This window comes from Bradyrhizobium sp. HKCCYLS1011, assembly GCF_051167795.1.
In the GTDB taxonomy this organism is placed as follows: domain Bacteria; phylum Pseudomonadota; class Alphaproteobacteria; order Rhizobiales; family Xanthobacteraceae; genus Bradyrhizobium.
Genome location: NZ_JBNPTT010000002.1, coordinates 172,628 through 192,678, shown reverse-complemented (window position 1 = coordinate 192,678; position 20,051 = coordinate 172,628). Strand labels below are relative to the sequence as shown.

Here is a 20,051-nt window from a genome sequence, read left to right as displayed (position 1 = left end):
CGCCGGCCGTGCGGATGATTGTGGCCGGGTCCATGCGGCGGATGGTCGTGGTCGTGATGGTGATCATGGTCATGGGGATGATCATGATCGTGAGAGTGTCCGTGATGGTGGTGGCCGTGGTGATGATGACGCATCGCAGCCCTCAATAGCTGACCGGCTTGTTGATGATCTTCTTGTGGCTGCCGAGCTTACCGTGCGCCACCATCGAGCCAAGCGCTTCCACCACGACGCGGACGCCGATCAGCGCGGTAATATCGGAGGTGTCGTAAGGCGGCGAGACCTCGACCACCTCCAAACCGCAGAGGCCTTCGGCGGCGACGAGGCCCAGAATCTTCAGCGCCTCCCGCGGCAGGAAGCCGCCCGGCTCGGGCCAGCCGGTGCCCGGCACGAAGCCGCAATCGATGGAGTCGACGTCGAAGGAGATGTAGACCGCGTCGGCATCCTTCCACGCCAGCTCCAGCGCGATCTCTGCGGTCTTCTCCAGCCCGATCTTCTCGATATCGGCGATGGTCAGCACATTGGTGTTGCGCTTGCGCGCGACCTCGACGCCTTCCCGCGGCACCTGCCAGCCACCGATGCCGAGCTGCACCAGATTGGTCGGCGAGACGTTCGGCAGATTGGTCGCCCAGTACCAGGGCGTGGTGTGCATGCGCTCATCGAGATCCTTTTCCTGGATATCAATATGGCGGTCGAAATGGATGATGCCGATCCGCTTGTCGGTGCACTCGGCAATGCCGCGCACGCAGGGAAAGCCGATCGAATGGTCGCCACCGAGCATGATCGGCAGCGCGCCGGAGGAGAACACATGCGCCACGCCCCGGCTGATCTGGTCAAAGCTCTTTTCCAGATTGGCGGGGATGGTGAAGACGTCGCCGGCATCGCACAAGGTCATCTGCTCGCGCAGGTCGACGCCGAGTTCATAGTTGTACGGCGTGTAGAGCGCGGAGATGCGGCGGATACCTTGCGGCCCAAAGCGGGTGCCGGGGCGATAGGTGGTGCCGGAATCGAAGGGAATGCCGATCACGGCCGCGTCGTATTTGCCGACGTCGCGCACGTTCTCGACGTAAGGCGCCTTCATGAAGGTGTTGATCCCGGCGAAATGCGGCAGTTCGCCACGCGCAAAGGTCGGTATGTCGCGATCAGTGAGGCTGTCGGCGCCCGGCAGGCCCATGTCCAGTGCCCATTGCCGCTCCTTGCGCCAACCGCCATGCGGCAGCTTGCCCTCCGCCTCCAGCGCCTGCCAGCCTTGCGTGGCCATCTTGTCGAAGTCCGGATGATGACGGTGCACGGCCTTGCGCTGGGACATGAGTCCGGCATGGCGTGACCGGCGCATGGATGGGAACGACATCAGAGGTCTCCTTCGTTTCTTCGTTGTTGACGTTGTTACTGGGCCGCCTGCGCGGCCGCGCGGATGAAGCCGAGCACGGGCACCGCGCTGTCGCGGGTCAGATCGAGGTCGTAAGTGATGCGGGCGCCGAAGCGCTCGGGCGCCTGCGGATCGCGCCTGACGCGGTCGAGCGCGATCAGCCGGGTCGCAAGCCCGAAGGCCTCCTTGATGTCGTGCGTGACCATCACAATCGTCATCTTCAGATCGCGCCACAGCGGCTTGATCAGCGCATGCATCTGCGCGCGGGTGCCGGGATCGAGCGCACCAAACGGCTCGTCGAGCAGCAGCACCCGCGGCTGCTTGGCGAGCGCCTGCGCGATCGCCAGCCGCTGCTGCATGCCGCCGGACAGCGCACTCGGATATTTGTCGCGATGTGGGCCGAGGCCGACCGCTTCGATCAGCGCGAGACTCTTCTCGATGGCCGCGCGGCGCGAGGCACCGAACAGCCGTGCCGTGAACGGGCTCTGTGCGAATTCATGGCCGAGCAGCACATTGCCGAGCACGGTGAGATGCGGAAACACCGAGTAGCGCTGGAATACGATGCCGCGGTCGGGGCCGGGCTCGGCCGGAAACGGCTTGCCGTCGAGCAGCACCGCGCCTTGCGTCGGCTTCTCCTGGCCGAGGATCAGGCGCAGGAAGGTGCTCTTGCCCGCGCCCGACGGACCGACGATGGAGAGAAACGTACCCGAGGCGATCTCGAGATTGATGCGCTCGAGCACGACCTGATCGCCATACTCGACCCAGACATTGCGGAACGAGAGCGTGCTCATCAGCGCGCCCCCTGGTCATAGGCCCAGGGAAAAGCACGCTGCCCGATCCAGACCAGCGCAATGTCGAACAGATAGGCGAGCAAGGTGATCCAGGCGACATAGGGCAGGATCACGTCCATCGACAGATAGCGGCGCACCAGAAAGATGCGGTAGCCGAGGCCGACATCGGAGGCGATCGCCTCCGCCGAAATCAGGAACAGGAACGCGGGACCGATCATCAAGCGCAGGCACTTGATCAGCCGCGGCATGATCTGCGGCAGCACCACGCGGATCGCGATCTGCCAGGTCGAGCCGCCCAAGGTCTGTGCCTTGATCAGCTGCTCGCGCGGCATGCCCTGCACTTCCAGCGAGAGATCGCGCACCAAAGCCGGCGTGACGCCGATGACGATCAGCACCACCTTGGACAATTCGCCGAGCCCGAACACGATGAACAGGATCGGCAGCACCGCCATTGGCGGGATCATCGAGAGCACCGCGACCAGCGTGCCGAAGCCCGCGCCTGCAACCGGCAGGAGGCCGATCGCTAGACCCAGCACGAGGCCGATTGTCGCGGAGATGCCGAGACCGAGCGCCAGACGCTGCAGGCTCGCAGCGGTGTCGGCCCACAGCACGTAGTCCCCGGAGCGTCGGTCCGGCTCTGCGGCGAGACGTTTCGACGTCGCGACCATCTCGGCGACCGGCGGCAGCAGCTTGTCGTCGGGGTTGGCCGCGCGGCGCTCGGCCGAACCGATCACATAGATCAGCGCGATCAGCAGGAACGGCAGGATCGCGAGCAGCAGCCGGCTGCCGCGTCCGGGAACGACGTTCATTGCGCGCGGAATGGCAGCCTCCCTCGGTCTCGCCGGCGCGACGCGCCGGCGCTTGGTGATCGATGATGATGGAGCCGGTCCAGGAAGGCTAGAGCTTGCCCTCGGCGGCGAGCTTCATGAAGGTCGGGTCGAAGCGCAGCTTGATATTGCTCGCCGACCCCAGCGCTTTGGAAGGCGTCGAGATACCGACCGCGTCCTTCGATTTCACGTTCTCGCCGAGCAGGTTGTGGTCGAAGCAGAAGGTGCGCACCAGGTCCATGGTCTTGGGCAGCTCGGATCCGGTCATGAAGGCGAGCGCGTCCTTCGGCGTGTAATACATGAAGGTGGTCTTCAGCTGGGTCTCGAAGCCGGCCAGATCGGTGCCGGAGAGCTTCGCCATCGCCTCGCGCGCCGCCTTGCCCTTCTCGCTCTGATCCTTCATCAGACCGATGGTCTCATACCAGATGCCGACCAGGGCCTTGCCGAGTTCGGGATTGTCCTTCAGCGTCTCGGTGTTGATGACCAGAAGATCTTCGATCTCACCGGGGATCTTGCTGGAGTCGAACACCAGCGTCGCGCCCGGCTCGGCCTTCACTTCAAGGAGCTGCGGATTCCAGGTCACGACCGCCGTGGTGTCGGGCGACTTCGCCGCAGCGACGATATCGGCATCCGAGGTGTTGACGGTCTTGATGTCCTTTTCGCTGAGCTTCACGGTGCCGAGCCCGCGCGCCAGCAGATAGTGCGAGACCGACAGCTCGACGAGGTTGATCTTCTGACCCTTGATGTCGGCCAGCGTCTTGCCCTTCTTCAGCACGACGCCATCGTTGCCGTTCGAATAGTCGCCCATGATGATGGCCGACGTGTCGACGCCCCCGGCAGCGGGAATGGTCAGCGCGTCCATATTGGTGACGGTGACGCCGTCAAACTTGCCGGCGGTGTACTGATTGATCGATTCGACGTAGTCGTTGATCTGCGTGACCTTGATCGAGATGCCGTATTTGTCGGCCCATTTCTTGACGATGCCGGCTTCCGCGGCATAGGGCCATGGCATCCAGCCGACATAGATCGTCCAGGCGATATTGAACTCTTTCTTCTTTTCGGCGAACGCGGGCGACAACGATGCACTCGCCAGCGTGGAGGCAGCGATCAAGGCAACAAACAGATTTCGCGCTTTTCCCATATCCAGTCCTCTCACGGTTTTTGGTGGACCCGCGCGGACTGGCATGAAGAACCTCGAGCCTGCCAAGCGCGGCCACTGAGGTCTCCCGGGTTTTTATCCCGCCGTGCACCAGGGCTCTCCCCTGGCGGCTGCTCTCGGACCAGACATTCTCTTGTTGAAGAGAACCGGAACCCTAGCTGCCAACTCTAAGCACCAAGAGAGCAATCATCATGCCAGGGAAAAAGGCTGGCGATTCAGTGCTACGCCCTTGAATGACCTGCTCAATAATTCAGCAAACGAATTGATTTTGAGCGCCACTCGCAACAGCGCGGTGAGCGGGACCAAGCCAGCCCTCAAATCCCCAAGTACCGATGCTGCAGCTCCGGCTCGGCCATCAACTGGTCCGACGTGCCGCTCCAGACGGTGCGGCCGCGTTCGATGATGATGTGGCGGTCGCAGATACGGGTGAGGTGCTCGACATTCTTGTCGATGACCAGAATCGACTGCCCCTTCGCCTTCAGCATCGAGAGGCAATTCCAGATCTCCTGGCGGATCAAGGGCGCCAGGCCTTCGGTGGCCTCGTCCAGGATCAGGAGCTTTGGATTGGTCATCAGCGCGCGGCCGATCGCCAGCATCTGCTGCTCGCCGCCGGACAGCTGATTGCCCATGTTGCTGCCCCGCTCGGCCAAGCGCGGAAACAGCGCGTGAATCTTGTCCAGCCTCCACGGATCAGGATTGCCGAGCCGGTTGGATGACGCCGCCACCAGATTTTCGGTCACGGTGAGATTGGGGAAGATCTGCCGCCCCTCCGGTACCAGGCCGATGCCGAGCTGCGCGATCCTGTAGGACGGCAGCTTGCGCGTCTCATGGCCGGCGAAGCGGATCATGCCGGCGCGCGCCGGCGTCAGCCCCATGATCGAGCGGATCGTGGTGGTCTTGCCCATGCCGTTGCGGCCCATCAGCGAGACCATCTCGCCCGGCCGGATCGACAGCGACAGGCCGAACAGCACCTGGCTGAGGCCGTAGCAGGTCTCGATGCTTTCGACCTCGAGCAGCGCGTCAGCCATGTTTCACCACCACATGCTGGTCGCCGAGATAGGCGCGCTTCACCTCATCGTTCTTTCGGATCTCGTCCGGCGTGCCGGAGGCGATGATGCGGCCATAGACCAGCACGGAGATGCGGTCCGCGAGCGCGAACACCGCCTCCATGTCGTGCTCGACCAGCACGATTCCGACCTCGCGGCGAAGCTCGGACAATAGCTTCACCATGCTCGCGGACTCGGTGACGCCGAGGCCGGCCATCGGCTCATCGAGCAGCAGCAGCTGCGGCCTGGTCGCCAGCGCAACCGCGAGCTCGAGCTGGCGCTGCTCGCCATGGCTGAGCCGGGCGACCGGCACGTCGGCGCGATGCGGCAGACCGACGCGCTCCAGCGCGGCGTGCGCAGCCGAGCGCAGCTGCGGTTCCTTCCGCGCATTGGCGAAGAAGCGGAACGAGTGGCCGTCATGCGCCTGCGCCGCCAGCGCGACATTGTCGGCGGCGGTGAAGTCCGGCAGCAGCGAGGTGATCTGGAACGAGCGGGCCAATCCGAGCGCGCTGCGACGATAGGCAGGAAGACGAGAGATGTCACGCCCGGCGAGATAGATGTAGCCGGCATGCGGGGCGAGATGCCCGGTGAGCTGGCTGATCAGCGTGGTCTTGCCGGCGCCGTTCGGGCCGATGATCGCGTGCAGTTCGCCGCGGCCGACCTCGAGGCAGACATGGTCGGTGGCGACGATGCCGCCGAAGCGGCGCACCAGATTGTCAACGCGCAGCAGCGGTTCAGCCACGGTTCAACCTCCCGAGCAGGCCCATGATGCCACCGCGGCCGAACAGCACGACCAGGAGCAGCAGCGGCCCCATGATCAGCGCCCAATATTCGGTGAGCTGCGACAACAGCTCCTCCAGGACCAGATAGACCACTGCACCCACCACCGGACCGAACAGGGTGCCCATGCCGCCCAGGATCACCATCACCATGAGATCGCCGGAGCGGGTCCAGTACATCACCGCGGGGCTGACGAAATCGGTGTTGTTGGCGAGCAGCGCACCGGCCAAGCCACAGAGCGTGCCCGCGATCACGAAGCACACGAGCTTGTAGCGCTTCGAGGCAAAGCCGATCGCCTGCATGCGCTGCTCGTTGGAGCGCAAGCCCTGCACCACTAGGCCGAAGCGCGAATTGACGATGCGCCAGATCAGAAACACGACGGCGAGCAGGCAGGCGAGGCAGAGATAATAGAACTGAACACGATCGCTCAGATTGATCAGGCCGCCGAAATCGCTGCGCTTGTAGATGGTGAGCCCGTCGTCGCCGCCGTAGCGCGCCAGCCCGGAGGCGACGTAATAAGCCATTTGCGCGAAGGCCAGCGTGATCATGATGAAATAGACGCCGCGAGTGCGCAGCGACAACGCACCGATCACCAGGGCAAACACTGCGGATGCCGCGAGCGCTACCGCGAACTGTGCGTAGCCGGAGCCGATGCCCTCCTGCGCCAGGATGCCGATCGCATAGCCGCCGATACCGAGATAGGCGGCGTGACCGAAGCTCATCATGCCACCGTAGCCCATGATCAGGTTCAGGCTCACGGCGGCGAGCGCCAGGATGACGATGCGGGTGAACAGGGTCAGAATGAAGATGTTGCCGGTGAGGCTCGAATAGGCCGGCAGCAGCAGCAGGGCGGCGACGAGTGCAGCGGCCGCAATGGTCTGGACGGTGAGCGAGGGCTTCATCTGCGGCTGGCCGGAAACAAACCTTCGGGCCGCGCCACCAGCACGATCGCCATCAGGAGATAGATCAGCATCGACGACATCGCCGGCGCCGCGGTCGAGGCCGCAGCCGAGCTCAGGATCTGGCGCAGCAGATTGGGCAGGAAGGCACGCCCCAAGGTATCGATTAGGCCGATCAGGATCGCCGCGATGAACGCGCCGCGGATCGAGCCGATGCCGCCGATCACGATCACGACGAAGGCCAGGATCAGGATATTCTCGCCCATCCCGATCTGCACGGTGAGGATCGGCGCCTGCATCAGCCCGGCAAGGCCGGCGAGCGCCGCGCCCAGGCCGAACACCAGCGTGTAGAGCAGCTTGATGTTGATGCCGAGCGCGCCGATCATCTCGCGATTGGAGGCGCCGGCGCGGATCAGCATGCCGATCCGGGTGCGCATCACGCCCAGATAGAGCAGCAGCGCCACCAGCAGCGCAACCACGATGATCGCGAGCCGATAGGCCGGATATTGGATGCCGGGCAGGATCGTGACCGGGAAGGCAAGCCAGGACGGCAGCGGCAGGGCCAGGCCTGCCGGTCCCCAGACCAGCCGGACCGCCTCGTTGAAGAACAGGATCAGCCCGAAGGTCGCAAGCACGTGGTCGAGATGGTCGCGACCATAGAGGTGGCGCAGTGCCGCCAATTCGAGCACGATGCCGAGCAGCAAGGTGGCGCCGAGCGCCAGCAGCGCGCCGAGGACGAAGCTGCCGGTCCAGGCCACGAATGTCGCCGCGAAATAGGCGCCCATCATGTAGAGCGAGCCATGCGCGAGATTGACCAGGTCCATGATGCCGAACACCAGCGTCAATCCGGCCGCGAGCAGAAACAGCAGCAGTCCGAACTGCAGCCCATTCAGGAATTGTTCGACGACGAGAAGCATGCGCCCCTTACATCAAGCCCGACCATCATGCCCGAGCGAAGGGCGGGAGAACCTGAGTGGCTCTGCCGCTGCTCAGCCTGACTGATCTTAGGCCGAAGATATTTTAGGCTTCAAGCAAATTCCAGGCCGGTTTCTTGGCCTATTTCATCGGGCATTTGTCGTGGAAGCGGTCCTGGTCGTCCTTGACGATGGTGGCGACCGTCTTCAGCGACAGCTGGCCGTCGGCCTCCTTGACCACGTCCTGCAGGTAGAAATTCTGGATCGGAATGTGGTTGTTGCCGTATTTGAAGGAGCCGCGCAGCGACTTGAAGTTGGCCTTCTCCATCTCGGCCTTCATGGCGTCCTTCTGCGAGGTGTCACCCTTGACCGCGACCACCGCGCTGTTGATCAGCTGCGCGGCGTCATAGGCCTGGGCGCCGTAATAGGTCGGCCGCAGACCCGGATACTTCTTGCGGTAGTCCTCGACGAACTTCTTGTTCTGCTCGTTCGGCAGATCGTTGACCCATTCCTGCGCGCCGGGCACGCCGATTGCGTTGTCCTTCTGCAGGGGCAGCGACAATTCGTCGATCGTGAACGCAGTGTAGAGCGGCATCTTCTCCTTCAGCCCGGCCTGCGCGTACTGATTGAGGAATTGCACACCTGCCGCGCCCGGATAGAACACGAAGATCGCTTCCGCGCCGGAATTGCGCGCCTTGGAGAGCTCGGCCGAGAAATCAAGCTGGCTCGGCCAGACCGTATATTCCTCGCCGACCACCTGGCCCTTGAAGGTGCTCTTGACGCCCGCCAGCATGTCCTTGCCGGCGGCGTAATTCGGTCCGATCAGGAAGACGGATTTGACGCCCTTCTGGTTCATAGTGAGGCCCATCGCCGCGGGCGTCTGGTCGTTCTGCCAGGAGGTCGAGAACACGTAAGGCGAGCACAATTCGCCGGCGAGCTGTGACGGCCCGGCATTGGCCGAGATCAGAAAGGTCTTGGAATCCACCGCCGTCTTCAGCGACGCCAGCAGCACGTTCGACCAGATATAGCCGACGATGAAATCGACCTTGTCGGACTGCACCAGCTTCTCGGTCTTCTGCTTGCCGATGTCAGGCTTCTGCTGGTCGTCCTCGTAGATCACTTCGACCGGCTTGCCGTCGATCTTGCGGCCGAGATGGTCGAGCGCAAGCTCGAACGAATTCCGCATGTCGTTGCCGATGACAGCGGTCGGACCGCTGAATGTGGAGACGAAGCCGATCTTGATGCTGTCGGCCGCGAGCGCGGATTGCGACAGGCAAAGCGCCGCTGCGCCGGCGAGCCAGAATGTTGCTTTCATGTTCCTCCCCTCCTGCTCTTTTCTTTATGGACCATCGACCGAATGGAGCATCGGCCAATGACGCGTCGGCGGCGTTTCGCCGCAGTGCGTCCGGGCTTCTAAGGCCTCATGCACCATAATTCGCGAAAACAGCGGATGGCAAGAACTATACTGCCGGTCGACGAGGATGGTGAATGACGCAACGGCCGGCCGCGCTGCAGCCGGTCCGTCGGTCGACCACAGCGTGCGGCCCGATCGCGGTGCTCATTTCACGAGCGGACAGCCACCTTCGGCAAGCGGCCGAAATGCCTGGTCGGCGGGGATGGTCGCAACCAGACGATAGTAGTCATACGGGTATTTCGACTCCTCCGGCTTCTTCACCTCGAACAGATACATCGGATGGATGACGCGGCCGTCCTGCCGGATCGTGACCTCACCAAATAATTTGTCCTTGCCTTTGACCGTCTTCATCTGCGGCACGACATCCTTGGCGTCGTCGCTGCCAGTGGCTGCGACCGCATTCAGATAGGCGAGCGTCGACGCATAGACGCCGGCTTGGTTGCCGCTCGGCATCTTGCCGTTCATGCCGGGGCGCGCGGCGAAGCGCTTCGCAAACGCACGCGTCTCGTCATCCATGTCCCAGTAGAAGGCTTCCAGGAGCTGCAAGCCCTGTGCGGCCTTCAATCCCATGCCATGGACATCATTGATGAACAGTAGGAAGGCGACCAGCGACTGGCCGGTCTGCTGAATTCCGAACTCGCCTGCCTGCTTCACCGCATTGATGGTGTCGCCGCCGGCATTGGCGAGCCCGATCATCTTGGCCTTGGAGCTTTGCGCCTGCAGCAGGAACGAGGCAAAGTCGGAGGTGCCGAGCGGATGCTTGGCCGAGCCCAGCACCTTGCCGCCGTGCTTCTCGATATAGTTGGTGGCCTCGGCTTCGATGCCCTGCCCGAGCGCATAGTTCACGGTGATGAAGTACCATTCCTTGCCGCCGCGTCCCATCATGGCGGCGGCCGTGGTGTTGCCGGTGGCCCAGGCGTCGTTGACCCATTGGATCGTATTCGGCGAGCAGGCCTTGCCGGTCAGATCCGAACTCGCGGTCGATGACGCCAGGAAGGTCATGCGGCTGTTGCGCAGCAGCTCATTGACCGTCAGCCCCACCGCCGAATTCGGCACATCGACGACGGCGTCGACCTTGTCAACCTCGAGCCATTTGCGCACGATCGCTGAGCCGACGTCGGCCTTGTTCTGATGGTCGGCATAGACGATCTCGACCTTGATGCCCTTGCCGCCGCCGTTGAAATCTTCCGCAGCCATGCGGGCCGCCTCGACCGAGCCCATGCCGTTGGTATCCTGGAAGATGCCCGAGATGTCGTTGAGCACGCCGATGCGAACGACATTGTCGGAAATCTCCGCCCGAGCCGGCGCGCAGGCTAAGCTCAGCGCGACCAGCGCAAGCCCATAGTTCAGCTGCTTCATCAATTCCCTCCCCTTTTTTGGTTTGCTTGTTTCTTGTTATTGCGGCCGAGCTGCATGCCGACCGGACGAGACGTCAGCTCTGACGCTCGGGCACGCGCACCACGAGACCATCGAGCGCAGCTGACACTTTGATCTGGCAAGAGAGACGGCTGTTTGGCAGGCGCTCCGACGCCGTGCCATCGAGCAGCGCGTCCTCGTCGTCGCTCATAGGATCAAGCTTCGCGACCCAGGCATCGTCGACATAGACATGACAGGTGGCGCAGACGGCATTGCCGCCGCATTCGGCAACGATGCCGTCAACGCCATGGGTAAGCGCCGCCAGCATGACGCTGGCGCCCTCCTCGGCCTTGACGTCTTCGCTGCGATTGTCTGGATGAATGAAGGTGATCGTCGTCATGCCCTTGCTCAGGCTGGAGTGATGCTGATTGGCAGGCTTTCCAGCCCGCGCAGGGTGTTGTTGTAACGACGCTTGACCGCGCCATTGATCTCGATGGTGGCGACCTTGCGCGCCAGCGCGGTCAGCACCGCCTCGCCTTCGAGACGGGCGACGAGCTGGCCGACGCACATGTGGATGCCCGAACCGAAGCCGACATGGCCGGACACTTTGCGCGAGATGTCGTAAGCGTCAGGCCGCTCCCAGCGGCGCACGTCCCGATTGGCCGAGCCCAGGAACATCAGCACCTTTTCGCCCTCAGGAATCGTGACGCCGCCGATCTCGACCTCGCGCGTGGTGGTGCGGAAGAAGGTCTGCACCGGGCTTTCGAAGCGCACGGCTTCCTCGAAGGCATTGCGAGCCAATGAGGGATCCTGGCGCAGTCGCTGCCACTCTTCCGGAAACCGCGCGAGACAATAAACGGCGGCACCGATGCCGTAGACCGTGGTGTCGAGGCCCGCCGAGAGTAGCGAGCGCACCAGAAGCGGCGCCTCAGCCGGGGTGATGTCACCAGTCTCGGCGAAGGCATGGATGCAGGCACCGAAGCCGCCGGGCGTGAGGTTGTCGCGCTGGCATTGCTCGGTGACATAAGCCTGATGCGGCGCCGAGCGTGCGATCGCCTGCTGCCGGAGCTCGTTGGGCGGTCCGAACGCGTTGAACACGAGGCTCGCGTAGGGAATGAGATGCTCGCGCCCCTCCGGCTTCAGCCCCAAGGCATCCGGAAACACCGACAGCGGATAGGCTTCGGCAAGATCGGTGATCGCATCGAATTGGCCGCGCGCAAGCAGCTCATCGACCTTCGCCTCCGCGGCGGCCATGAACCCATCGCGCAGCCGCTTCATCACCGCCGGCGACAGCACTTTGCTCAACACCGCGCGCGTGCGCGTATGTGCCGGCGGATCGGCTTCCAGGATCAGGCTCGGCGGCCGCCACGGCGTCTCCTTGGCGAAGTCGCTGAGGCCCACGCCACGGCTGGAGCAGAAAGTCTGGGGATCATTCAGCACCGCGTAGACCTCGGCATAGCGGGCGACCCCATAGACATTCCACCGATCAAGATAGATCACCGGCCCCGCCTCGCGCATCGCGTCATGCGCCGGATAGGGATCATCGAAAAAGGCGATCGAGAACGGATCGATGTCGAGGTGCGGAATTCCGTCCGCAGGCGCGGCAGGGCGAGCGGCCGGCGCGGAGACATCTGTCAGGTTCATGCTGTCCTCCCGAAGTTTGGCCTTGTCATGCGGCTTCGGCTATCTCTATGTCTTTGGCGCGAGAGATGATGGAGATCATGAGCGAGCAGACCGGCAAATCGCGCGGCAGCAAGGCCCAGGCGCAAGCGACGAAAGGCCAGGATCCGGACCATGGCCTCACGCTCGATCTCGATCGCTACGTGCCCGCCTTCATCACCTTCATCGCCAACAAATTGTCGAACAGCGCGACCGCATTCTACCAGCGCAATTTCGGCGTCAACGTCACGGAATGGCGGATCATGTCGCTGCTCGTGATCGAGCCGGGCATCCCGGCATCGCGCATCTGCAGCGTGATCGGCTTCGACAAAGGACCCGTAAGCCGCACCTTGGCGGCGATGAAAAAGCGCGGACTGATCGCCATCCGCTCCGATCCCGCCGACGGCCGCAGCCATTCGATCGCGCTGACAACCAAGGGACGCGCGACCCATGACAGGGTCATCATCGCTGCGCTGGAGCGGGAGCGGCGCCTGCTGTCGTGCCTCGACAAGCAGGAACAAGAGCTCCTGATTGTCCTGCTGCGCCGCATTCACGATAATCTCGGCGCCGTGACCGGGCCAATGGAGCCCTGATCCTGCGGCACGCACGGATCTTGCCGCACGCTGCATCGCTCCAACACGCCTATATGCCGCCGCGCTGGCTTGCCGCAGGCTCATCCCGTTTCCATCCCTTGGCCGACGGTGCGCATCTTGCTGCCCGCCCCTTGCCGATCAGCGTTCCACAGAATGGTTGCCTTGGCAACATTAAACTTGAGGTGCCCCCGTTGTGTCGCCCCCAATGCGCGACGATCAATCCGTCACGATATTCCCGACAAGGCAGCAGGCACGGGTTCTGAACGGAAAGATGGCGCCCCCGCCGAGCCGATACCATCCTGCTATCATACGATAGACGCGACGGGCTTGAAGCGGCCACGCTTGCGTGTACCTAAAGTGGGGGTGCAGCAGCGAGAACCAGCCTATGACGATTGAGCCGCGCAATCTTCATCACGTCGTGATCGTCGGTGCCGGTTTCGGCGGCCTGGAAACGACCCATCGCCTGGCCGGCGCGCCCGTGCGCATCACACTGATCGACCGCCGCAACCATCATCTGTTTCAGCCGCTGCTCTATCAGGTCGCGACCGCCTCGCTTTCGACGTCCGAGATCGCCTGGCCGATCCGCTATCTGGTGCGCGATCGTCCCGAAGTGACGACGCTGTTTGGAACCGTCACGGGCATCGATGCCGCGAACCGACGCGTGCAGCTCGAGGACGGCACTGAAGTCGCCTACGACACGCTGGTGCTCGCCACCGGCGCGCGCCACGCCTATTTCGGCCATGACGAGTGGGAGCCGTTCGCGCCGGGGCTCAAGACGCTCGAGGACGCCACGACTTTGCGGCGGCGCATCCTGGTCGCCTTCGAGCGCGCCGAGCGCGAGACGGATCCGGCCAAGCGCGCAGCGTTGATGACCTTCGTCATCATCGGCGCGGGCCCGACCGGCGTGGAGCTCGCCGGCACCATTGCCGAGCTTGCCCGCTCCACCCTGCCGCCTGACTTCCGCAACATCGACACGCACGGAACGCGCGTGCTGCTGATCGAAGCCGGTCCGCGCGTGCTGGCAGGCTTTCCCGATGACCTGTCGGCCTACGCGCTCAAATCGCTCGAGCGCATCGGCGTGGAGGTGGTGCTCAGGCAACCCGTGACCGACTGCAATGCGGATGGCGTCGTCTACGGCGGCAAGCAATTGGACGCCAAGACCATCATCTGGGCCGCCGGCGTGCGCGCATCACGGGCGGCCGAGTGGCTCAACGCCCCGGCGGATCGCGCTGGACGGCTGCAGGTCGCCCCGGACCTGACGGTGCCCGGGCATCCCGAGATCTTCGCCATCGGCGACACTATCACGATTCCAGCCTGGAATGGGCAACCGGTGCCGGGCATCGCACCGGCCGCCAAGCAGGAGGGCCGCTACGTCGCTGAGGCCATCAAGGCCCGGCTCGGCGGGCGCAGCCTGTCGCCATTCCGCTACAGCCATGCCGGCAGCCTGGCGCAGATCGGCAAGCGGCTCGCGGTGATCGATTTCGGCTGGCTCAAGCTGCGCGGCGCGATCGCCTGGTGGATCTGGGGCCTGGCTCACATCTATTTCCTGATCGGCTTGCGCAACCGGCTCGCGGTGGCGCTGAGCTGGCTTTGGATTCATGCGCGCGATCAGCGCGCAGCGCGCCTGATCACGCAGGGGTCGAGCAAGGTGATGGACTGACGTTTGCCCAAAGAATAAGCAATTTGGGAGGCAAACGTCCGCCGCCAGCATGCCGACGCTCGTTCACCGTCGAACAACCGATTGAAATTCAAGCGATAAGCATCAGTGCCGCCCATCGTGCCGATGTACACAATGGCATGTGCCTTGCTACGATCAACGGACTTCTTGACCGGGGGAGCGTCAGCAATGCAACGGACGACAGTCACATCTGATCACCGGAGCCGTTCGTGACCGAGACCGTTGCGGAGATCGTCGCGGCGCATCGGCAGGGCCAGGCATCGCCGGCCGAGACCGTGGCGCGCAGCTTCGAACGGATCCGCGCCCATGGCGATCCCGCTGTCTTCATCAGCCTGCGTGACGAGAAGGACGCCATCTCCGAAGCCGGGCGGCTTGCGAGCAAGGATGCCGCGAGCCTGCCGCTCTATGGCGTGCCGGTCGCGGTGAAGGACAATATCGACGTTGCGGGCCTGCCGACCACGGCGGCCTGCCCCGCCTTCGCCTACACCCCAGCGCGCGACGCGACCGCGGTGGCGCGCTTGCGCGCCGCCGGCGCCATCATTATCGGCAAGACCAATCTCGACCAGTTCGCGACCGGACTGGTCGGTGTGCGCTCGCCCTATGGCATCCCGAAAAATCCGGTGCGCGGCGACCTGCTGCCGGGCGGATCGAGCTCGGGCTCGGCCGTCGCGGTGTCTGCCGGCCTTGTGCCGCTGTCGCTCGGCACCGACACGGCCGGCTCCGGCCGCGTGCCGGCGATGCTCAACAACATCGTGGGCCTGAAGCCCAGCCTCGGCATGATCTCGACGGCAGGGCTCGTGCCGGCCTGCCGGACGCTCGACTGCATCTCGGTGTTCTCACTGACGGTGGACGATGCGATCACGGCGCTCACCGCCCTGGCCGCGCCCGATCCGCTCGATCCATTCTCGCGCGACCGGCCGCTGAAAGCGCTCTCATCTTTTCCGAGTGGCGTGCGGCTTGGCGTGCCGCGCTCGGGCCAGTTGATTTTCTTCGGCGACAAAGCCGCGGAGGCCGCCTATGGCGAGGCGATCGCGCGCTTCTCCAGGCTTGGCGCCAATCTGGTCGAATTCGATCTCGAGCCGTTCTATGAGACCGCGCGGCTGCTCTATGAAGGGCCGTGGGTCGCCGAGCGCTATCTCGTGATCCGCGATCTTCTGGCTTCCGACCCGGATGCGATCCATCCAGTCACGCGCGAGATCACCATTGCCGGTGCGCGCCCGAGCGCGGCCGACGCCTTCGCTGCGCTCTATCGCCTGCAAGGCTTGCGCAAGATCGCGGCGCGCACCTTTGCTGATATTGACGCACTGGTGCTGCCGACGGCGCCGACCACCTACACGACGGCCGAGGTGCTGGCCAACCCGATCGAGCTCAACAGCCGGCTCGGCACCTACACCAATTTCGTCAATCTGCTCGATCTCTGCGGACTGGCGCTGCCGGCCGCCATGCGCGACGACGGCATTCCATTCGGCATCACGCTCCTGGCTCCGGCGGGTGACGATGCCAAGCTCGCCGGCATCGGGCGCGCTTTCCACGCCGATACCAAACTTGCCGTTGGCGCGAAGGCGGTCCCTCAGCCCGCGCTGGCGCCGCTGCCTTCGATACTGCGCGACGGCGAGTTTGCGATCGCGGTGGTCGGCGCGCATCTGTCGGGGATGGCGTTGAATCACGAGCTGACATCGCTCGGCGGCCGCCTGCTGGAAGCGGCGAAAACGGCGCCGAACTATCGGCTGTATGCGCTTCCGACGACGCCGCCGAAGCCCGGCATGCTCCGCATCGCGCCCGGCGAGGGCGTATGCGTCGAGCTCGAACTGTGGGCGCTGTCGGCCGCGGGCTTCGGCCAATTCGTCGCGTCGGTGCCCGCGCCGCTGTCGATCGGCACGATCGCGCTCGCCGATGGGCGCGACGTCAAAGGCTTCATCGTGGAGTCGGCTGCGACCAATGGCGCGCGAGATATCTCATCATTCGGCGGCTGGCGTGCCTATCTGGCGAAAGGGGCGGCTTAGAGGATCAGCGCGGTGTGAACTGATTGAGATCGGCGATGCCGATCTGCTGCTCGAGCGAGGCGACGCGGTGCACCATCATCTCAAAACCGTCGCCGCCGAACATCTGATGTTCCTTCTTCTCGAAATCCTCCGCCATCGCATCATATTCATGCGGCGAGACGATCTTGCGCAGCAGCGGAAATAGCTCGGTATCCTCGCGTGCCGCGTGCGGCCGATACATGGCAATGAAGGCGTTGATGCCGTCGACGACCTGCCGACGTTCATCACCATCCTTGCGGCTGCCGGGCGCGGCTTGCAGAATTTTCGCAGTCACGCGCCGACCGGCGTCGTGTTGCGTCATCAGCGTATCGACGAGCGACACCAGCTTGCCGGCCTGCTTGAAGCGGGGAAAGACCGCCTGCTCCTCGGATTTTTCGTGGTAATTCTCGATGAAGTCGCGGACAATTTCCGCGGCGCCCGTGATCACGGCTGGATCGAAATCCTCATTGGCGGAGAACTTGCGCACCGCCGCTTCGTAGACCAGCAGCACGCGATCGAGCACGCCATGCTCGCGCATGAGGTCTTCGGGCGGGCTGACCTCGGGCTCCTTCTCGCCCTTGTCAGCTTTCTCGCCTCTGTCGGCTTTGGCTGCCAAGGCGATGGCCGGCGATAACACAAGGCCACCGGCCACCGCCGCCCGAGATGCGGCTTTCAGGAAGCGGCGCTTGTCGATTTCGGCAGCGAGATCCGCGGGCCTGATGAGAGGCATACCACGCTCCGTCAGGCCGATTTGCGCCAGGCCGCTTCGTTCTTCTTGTCGTAGTCGTCGAAGGCCTTGATCAGCCCGTTCAGCACTTCCGCCGAGGTCTCGAACATCGCCTTGAGCTGGGGCTCATCGACCTTGCCGATGTCCTCGCGCAGATGCGCCACGGTCTCTTGCAGGCGCTGCGTCATGCGCCGGGTGTGATGACGGGGATCCTTCTCAGAAGCTGAAGCCATGAGCCAGTCTCCTCTGGTCAGGGATGAACAGAGAAAACAACCGCCTCGTACGGGAGTTCCTATTGCGAGGTGCGCCTACACGGAGACCGCGTAGATCTCATATTCGCCGCGCACCAGCTCGATATGGGCGCGCATCGCATTGGCCGCACCGGCCTTGTCACCGCGCAGGATCGCAACCACGACGCGGTCGTGTTCGGCATGCGATTTGGCCAGCCGGCCCAGATTGCGGAACTGCGCCCGCCGGAACGGCTGCACCCGCACCCGCGTCGCCAAAGTGATCTCGGCAATATAGGCGTTGTGCGCTCCGGCATAGATCGTGCTGTGGAACCGCTCATTCACCTCGTGGAACCGCTCAGGATTCCCGGCATGGCTGAGGGTGCGCAATTCATCGTGAATGGCTTCGAGCCGCTGCCGTTCGATCGGCGTCATCCGCTGCGCGGCAAGCCCCGCGCAGAGCGCTTCGAGCTCCGCCATCGCCTCGAACATCCCGGTCAGCCGCTCGACGCCTGGACGCGCCACCTCCGCGCCGCGATGCGCGCGCGCCTCCACCAGGCCCGACGCGGCAAGCTGGCGCAACGCTTCGCGCACCGGCGTGCGGGAGACATTGAAGCGCTTGGCGATCTCGGTTTCGTCGAGCGGCGCGCCGGGCGCCAGCGCGCCGCGCACGATTTCATCCGCAAGTTGCAACCGCAGCTCTTCGGCGCGCGTGATCTTGGCGACGCTGGGCACCGGGCGATCAACACGCTGCAGCTCCGGCTCGCCGACGAGGAGTGGCCGCGGCCGGATCGGAAGGTCGTCGAGACTCATGCCTTAAGCACCCTTCGCTTCATCGATGATGCTGACATGAGCCGCAACGATTCTCCACCCTTCCGGAAAGCGGACCCAGGTCTGCATCTGGCGACCAACGCGGCCGGGTGCACTGTCGCGATAGAACAAGGTCGAGGCGACCGCAGTGTCGCGACCATAAGCGGTGATGACCGTGCGCGCGGTCCGCCGCATCAGGCCGGCCGGCGAGCGCGCCGCGCGGAAAGCGGAGATCTCGCCATAACCATACAGATTCTCGGTGATGCCATAGCGCAGAGTGCGCGAATCCTTTCGAAACAGCTCGTCAAGCACCGCGACATCGTTGCTCACGAGCGCTTGTTCATAACGCTGGAACTGTGCCGTGACCTCCGCGACGACATCGGGCAGATCGACTTCCATGCTCTAATGTCCCTTCGGTGCCGGCGCGGCGACGACGCCCATCTCCTGCAAGGCATGGGCCACGCGAAGTGCGATGTCTTCGCGCCAGGGCGCGGCAATCAGCTGCACCCCGATCGGCATCGGCGACAGCGGCACCGGAACGGCGACCACCGGCAGGCCGATGAAGGAGATCGGCTGAGTATGGATGCCGATATTGGCGCGCACCGGCAGCTCGACGCCGTCGAGCACGAAAGTCGCTTGCCCGAGTTTCGGCGCAATGCATGGCGTCGCAGGCGCGATCAGCAGATCGACCTGCTTGAACAGCTCCAGCACCTGCGCGCGATACCAGCGCCGGAATTTCTGGGCGCGATCGACCAAGGGAGCCGGAATCATCGCGCCTGCGATCAGCCGGTCACGGACGGCGGGATCGAAGTCATAAGCACGCGTGCGCAGCCGGTCGAGATGCAGCGACGCGCCTTCGGTGGTGCTGATGACGTAGGCCGCAGCGCGGGCGCGCGCCGCCTCCGGCACCTCGATCACTTCGGTCACGTTCAACGCCTTGGCAACGCGGCTGACCGCTTCGATCGCTTCCGGGAACAGATGCTTTTGGAAATGGCCGCCGGCCAGAGCGACGCGCAGACCGGGGATGCCCTGCCTAAACAACGGCGTCACCGGCTCCGCCGCGCGGCTCGTGCAGGCCGCATCGTCAGCATCCGGCCCTTGCATGGCGTCGTAGGCGAGCGCGAGGTCCTCGACCGAACGGGCAAAGGGCCCGAGATGATCGAGGCTGGCGACGAAGGGAAATGAGCGTGCGCGCGACAGCCGGCCGTAGGTCGGCTTGAGCCCAAAAATGCCGCAGAACGACGACGGCACCCGGATCGAGCCATTTGTATCTGAGCCGAGCGCGAGCGGCACCAGCCGGCCGCCGACGGCGCTGCCGGATCCACCCGAGGAGCCGCCGCTCATACGGGTGGCATCGTGCGGATTGCGCGACGGCCCGTCATGCACATTCTCGCCGGTGAAGTCATAGGCGTATTCGCCCATGTTGAGCGCGCCGATCAGAACGGCGCCTGCCGCTTCCATCCGCTCGATCAAGGTCGCATCGCGCGCTGCGGGCGGCAGGTCGCGGTTGATCTTGGAACCGGCGCGTGTCGCAAGCCCCTTCACATCGAACAGGTTCTTCACCGCGAATGGCACGCCGGCCAGCGGACCGACGCTCTTGCCCGCAGCGATCGCCGCATCGACGGCACGCGCTTTGTCCCGCGCACGCGCGGCGGTGACGTCGGTGAATGAATTCAGCACGCCATCATGCTGCGTGATCCGCGCCAAGGCCGCGTCGGTCGCCTCCAGCGCAGACAGCTTGCGCGCGCTCACCGCGGCGGCGATGGCGCTTGCAGACATCTCGG

21 protein-coding genes and 1 riboswitch are annotated in these 20,051 nt (G+C 64.2%); of the genes, 4 read left to right on the top strand and 17 right to left on the bottom strand.

All coding sequences use genetic code 11. From position 1 onward, the window contains the following. Positions 1 to 8 precede the first annotated feature (8 nt). Positions 9 to 149 (top strand): hypothetical protein, encoded by a 141-nt coding sequence (locus ACQR1W_RS05475; RefSeq protein ID WP_434849858.1) that lies wholly within the window; start codon positions 9 to 11, stop codon positions 147 to 149. Here the strand turns inward: ACQR1W_RS05475 and ACQR1W_RS05470 are convergent. The 12 genes from ACQR1W_RS05470 to ACQR1W_RS05415 form a co-directional block, all read right to left on the bottom strand. Continuing rightward, positions 143 to 1,348: an agmatinase family protein gene (locus ACQR1W_RS05470; RefSeq protein ID WP_434849857.1), complete on the bottom strand. Its 1,206-nt coding sequence runs from the start codon at positions 1,346 to 1,348 to the stop codon at positions 143 to 145. The genes ACQR1W_RS05475 and ACQR1W_RS05470 overlap by 7 nt on opposite strands. Positions 1,349 to 1,383: 35 nt before the next feature. Beyond that, positions 1,384 to 2,157: an ABC transporter ATP-binding protein gene (locus ACQR1W_RS05465; protein WP_434849856.1), complete on the bottom strand. Its 774-nt coding sequence runs from the start codon at positions 2,155 to 2,157 to the stop codon at positions 1,384 to 1,386. Further along, on the bottom strand, positions 2,157 to 2,978 hold the full coding sequence (locus tag ACQR1W_RS05460) for an ABC transporter permease (protein ID WP_434850432.1): 822 nt from the start codon (positions 2,976 to 2,978) through the stop codon (positions 2,157 to 2,159). The genes ACQR1W_RS05465 and ACQR1W_RS05460 overlap by 1 nt, the downstream gene beginning before the upstream one ends. A gap of 76 nt (positions 2,979 to 3,054) precedes the next feature. Next, a complete protein-coding gene (locus ACQR1W_RS05455; protein WP_434849855.1) occupies positions 3,055 to 4,125 on the bottom strand; it encodes a putative urea ABC transporter substrate-binding protein in 1,071 nt (356 codons plus the stop codon). Positions 4,126 to 4,205: 80 nt separating this feature from the next. Beyond that, a riboswitch (guanidine-I (ykkC/yxkD leader) is annotated at positions 4,206 to 4,312 on the bottom strand. 145 nt (positions 4,313 to 4,457) lie between these two features. Further along, positions 4,458 to 5,171, bottom strand: a complete 714-nt coding sequence (locus ACQR1W_RS05450; RefSeq protein WP_434849854.1) for an ABC transporter ATP-binding protein — start codon at positions 5,169 to 5,171, stop codon at positions 4,458 to 4,460. Next, positions 5,164 to 5,931, bottom strand: a complete 768-nt coding sequence (locus ACQR1W_RS05445; protein WP_434849853.1) for an ABC transporter ATP-binding protein — start codon at positions 5,929 to 5,931, stop codon at positions 5,164 to 5,166. Before ACQR1W_RS05445 ends, ACQR1W_RS05450 begins: the two co-directional genes overlap by 8 nt. Next, positions 5,924 to 6,871, bottom strand: coding sequence for a branched-chain amino acid ABC transporter permease (locus ACQR1W_RS05440; protein WP_434849852.1), 948 nt, complete (start codon positions 6,869 to 6,871; stop codon positions 5,924 to 5,926). Before ACQR1W_RS05440 ends, ACQR1W_RS05445 begins: the two co-directional genes overlap by 8 nt. After that, positions 6,868 to 7,785, bottom strand: coding sequence for a branched-chain amino acid ABC transporter permease (locus tag ACQR1W_RS05435; protein ID WP_434849851.1), 918 nt, complete (start codon positions 7,783 to 7,785; stop codon positions 6,868 to 6,870). Before ACQR1W_RS05435 ends, ACQR1W_RS05440 begins: the two co-directional genes overlap by 4 nt. A gap of 139 nt (positions 7,786 to 7,924) precedes the next feature. Next, on the bottom strand, positions 7,925 to 9,097 hold the full coding sequence (locus tag ACQR1W_RS05430) for an ABC transporter substrate-binding protein (protein WP_434849850.1): 1,173 nt from the start codon (positions 9,095 to 9,097) through the stop codon (positions 7,925 to 7,927). 243 nt (positions 9,098 to 9,340) lie between these two features. After that, complete coding sequence (locus tag ACQR1W_RS05425) at positions 9,341 to 10,555, bottom strand: ABC transporter substrate-binding protein (protein ID WP_434849849.1); 1,215 nt, start codon at positions 10,553 to 10,555, stop codon at positions 9,341 to 9,343. A gap of 73 nt (positions 10,556 to 10,628) precedes the next feature. Beyond that, positions 10,629 to 10,952, bottom strand: coding sequence for a 2Fe-2S iron-sulfur cluster-binding protein (locus ACQR1W_RS05420; protein ID WP_434849848.1), 324 nt, complete (start codon positions 10,950 to 10,952; stop codon positions 10,629 to 10,631). 8 nt (positions 10,953 to 10,960) lie between these two features. Continuing rightward, positions 10,961 to 12,196 (bottom strand): cytochrome P450, encoded by a 1,236-nt coding sequence (locus ACQR1W_RS05415; RefSeq protein WP_434849847.1) that lies wholly within the window; start codon positions 12,194 to 12,196, stop codon positions 10,961 to 10,963. Between the two features lie 77 nt (positions 12,197 to 12,273). Here ACQR1W_RS05415 and ACQR1W_RS05410 point away from each other — a divergent pair, with 77 nt between their 5' ends. The 3 genes from ACQR1W_RS05410 (at position 12,274) to atzF (ending at position 16,485) form a co-directional block, all read left to right on the top strand. Further along, positions 12,274 to 12,804, top strand: coding sequence for a MarR family winged helix-turn-helix transcriptional regulator (locus ACQR1W_RS05410; RefSeq protein ID WP_434849846.1), 531 nt, complete (start codon positions 12,274 to 12,276; stop codon positions 12,802 to 12,804). Between the two features lie 385 nt (positions 12,805 to 13,189). Then, positions 13,190 to 14,464 carry an NAD(P)/FAD-dependent oxidoreductase gene (locus ACQR1W_RS05405; protein WP_434849845.1) on the top strand — a complete coding sequence of 425 codons (1,275 nt, stop codon included), beginning with the start codon at positions 13,190 to 13,192 and terminating at the stop codon, positions 14,462 to 14,464. 227 nt (positions 14,465 to 14,691) lie between these two features. Then, on the top strand, positions 14,692 to 16,485 hold the full coding sequence (atzF, locus tag ACQR1W_RS05400; RefSeq protein WP_434849844.1) for an allophanate hydrolase: 1,794 nt from the start codon (positions 14,692 to 14,694) through the stop codon (positions 16,483 to 16,485). Between the two features lie 4 nt (positions 16,486 to 16,489). Here the strand turns inward: atzF and ACQR1W_RS05395 are convergent, their stop codons facing one another. From ACQR1W_RS05395 to ACQR1W_RS05375, 5 genes are all read right to left on the bottom strand, one after another. Beyond that, the gene (locus ACQR1W_RS05395) at positions 16,490 to 17,233 is read right to left on the bottom strand and encodes a hemerythrin domain-containing protein (protein WP_434849843.1); all 744 of its coding nucleotides are present in this window, start codon (positions 17,231 to 17,233) and stop codon (positions 16,490 to 16,492) included. An 11-nt stretch (positions 17,234 to 17,244) separates the two neighbouring features. Then, positions 17,245 to 17,463 carry a hypothetical protein gene (locus ACQR1W_RS05390; protein WP_434849842.1) on the bottom strand — a complete coding sequence of 73 codons (219 nt, stop codon included), beginning with the start codon at positions 17,461 to 17,463 and terminating at the stop codon, positions 17,245 to 17,247. 75 nt (positions 17,464 to 17,538) lie between these two features. Continuing rightward, positions 17,539 to 18,270 (bottom strand): GntR family transcriptional regulator, encoded by a 732-nt coding sequence (locus ACQR1W_RS05385; protein WP_434849841.1) that lies wholly within the window; start codon positions 18,268 to 18,270, stop codon positions 17,539 to 17,541. A gap of 3 nt (positions 18,271 to 18,273) precedes the next feature. Next, the gene (gene hpxZ, locus ACQR1W_RS05380; RefSeq protein WP_434849840.1) at positions 18,274 to 18,666 is read right to left on the bottom strand and encodes an oxalurate catabolism protein HpxZ; all 393 of its coding nucleotides are present in this window, start codon (positions 18,664 to 18,666) and stop codon (positions 18,274 to 18,276) included. Positions 18,667 to 18,669: 3 nt separating this feature from the next. Beyond that, a complete protein-coding gene (locus tag ACQR1W_RS05375; protein WP_434849839.1) occupies positions 18,670 to 20,046 on the bottom strand; it encodes an AtzE family amidohydrolase in 1,377 nt (458 codons plus the stop codon). Between the last annotated feature and the right edge of the window lie 5 nt (positions 20,047 to 20,051).

Coding starts and splice junctions, on each gene's coding strand:
- ACQR1W_RS05470 (WP_434849857.1), bottom strand. CDS start 1,348: ATGTCGTTCCCATCCATGCGCCGGTCACGCCATGCCGGACTCATGTCC.
- ACQR1W_RS05395 (WP_434849843.1), bottom strand. CDS start 17,233: ATGCCTCTCATCAGGCCCGCGGATCTCGCTGCCGAAATCGACAAGCGC.
- ACQR1W_RS05385 (WP_434849841.1), bottom strand. CDS start 18,270: ATGAGTCTCGACGACCTTCCGATCCGGCCGCGGCCACTCCTCGTCGGC.
- ACQR1W_RS05420 (WP_434849848.1), bottom strand. CDS start 10,952: ATGACGACGATCACCTTCATTCATCCAGACAATCGCAGCGAAGACGTC.
- hpxZ (WP_434849840.1), bottom strand. CDS start 18,666: ATGGAAGTCGATCTGCCCGATGTCGTCGCGGAGGTCACGGCACAGTTC.
- ACQR1W_RS05410 (WP_434849846.1), top strand. CDS start 12,274: ATGAGCGAGCAGACCGGCAAATCGCGCGGCAGCAAGGCCCAGGCGCAA.
- ACQR1W_RS05440 (WP_434849852.1), bottom strand. CDS start 6,871: ATGAAGCCCTCGCTCACCGTCCAGACCATTGCGGCCGCTGCACTCGTC.
- ACQR1W_RS05405 (WP_434849845.1), top strand. CDS start 13,190: ATGACGATTGAGCCGCGCAATCTTCATCACGTCGTGATCGTCGGTGCC.
- ACQR1W_RS05425 (WP_434849849.1), bottom strand. CDS start 10,555: ATGAAGCAGCTGAACTATGGGCTTGCGCTGGTCGCGCTGAGCTTAGCC.
- ACQR1W_RS05415 (WP_434849847.1), bottom strand. CDS start 12,196: ATGAACCTGACAGATGTCTCCGCGCCGGCCGCTCGCCCTGCCGCGCCT.
- ACQR1W_RS05455 (WP_434849855.1), bottom strand. CDS start 4,125: ATGGGAAAAGCGCGAAATCTGTTTGTTGCCTTGATCGCTGCCTCCACG.
- ACQR1W_RS05430 (WP_434849850.1), bottom strand. CDS start 9,097: ATGAAAGCAACATTCTGGCTCGCCGGCGCAGCGGCGCTTTGCCTGTCG.
- ACQR1W_RS05390 (WP_434849842.1), bottom strand. CDS start 17,463: ATGGCTTCAGCTTCTGAGAAGGATCCCCGTCATCACACCCGGCGCATG.
- ACQR1W_RS05465 (WP_434849856.1), bottom strand. CDS start 2,157: ATGAGCACGCTCTCGTTCCGCAATGTCTGGGTCGAGTATGGCGATCAG.
- ACQR1W_RS05450 (WP_434849854.1), bottom strand. CDS start 5,171: ATGGCTGACGCGCTGCTCGAGGTCGAAAGCATCGAGACCTGCTACGGC.
- ACQR1W_RS05435 (WP_434849851.1), bottom strand. CDS start 7,785: ATGCTTCTCGTCGTCGAACAATTCCTGAATGGGCTGCAGTTCGGACTG.
- ACQR1W_RS05375 (WP_434849839.1), bottom strand. CDS start 20,046: ATGTCTGCAAGCGCCATCGCCGCCGCGGTGAGCGCGCGCAAGCTGTCT.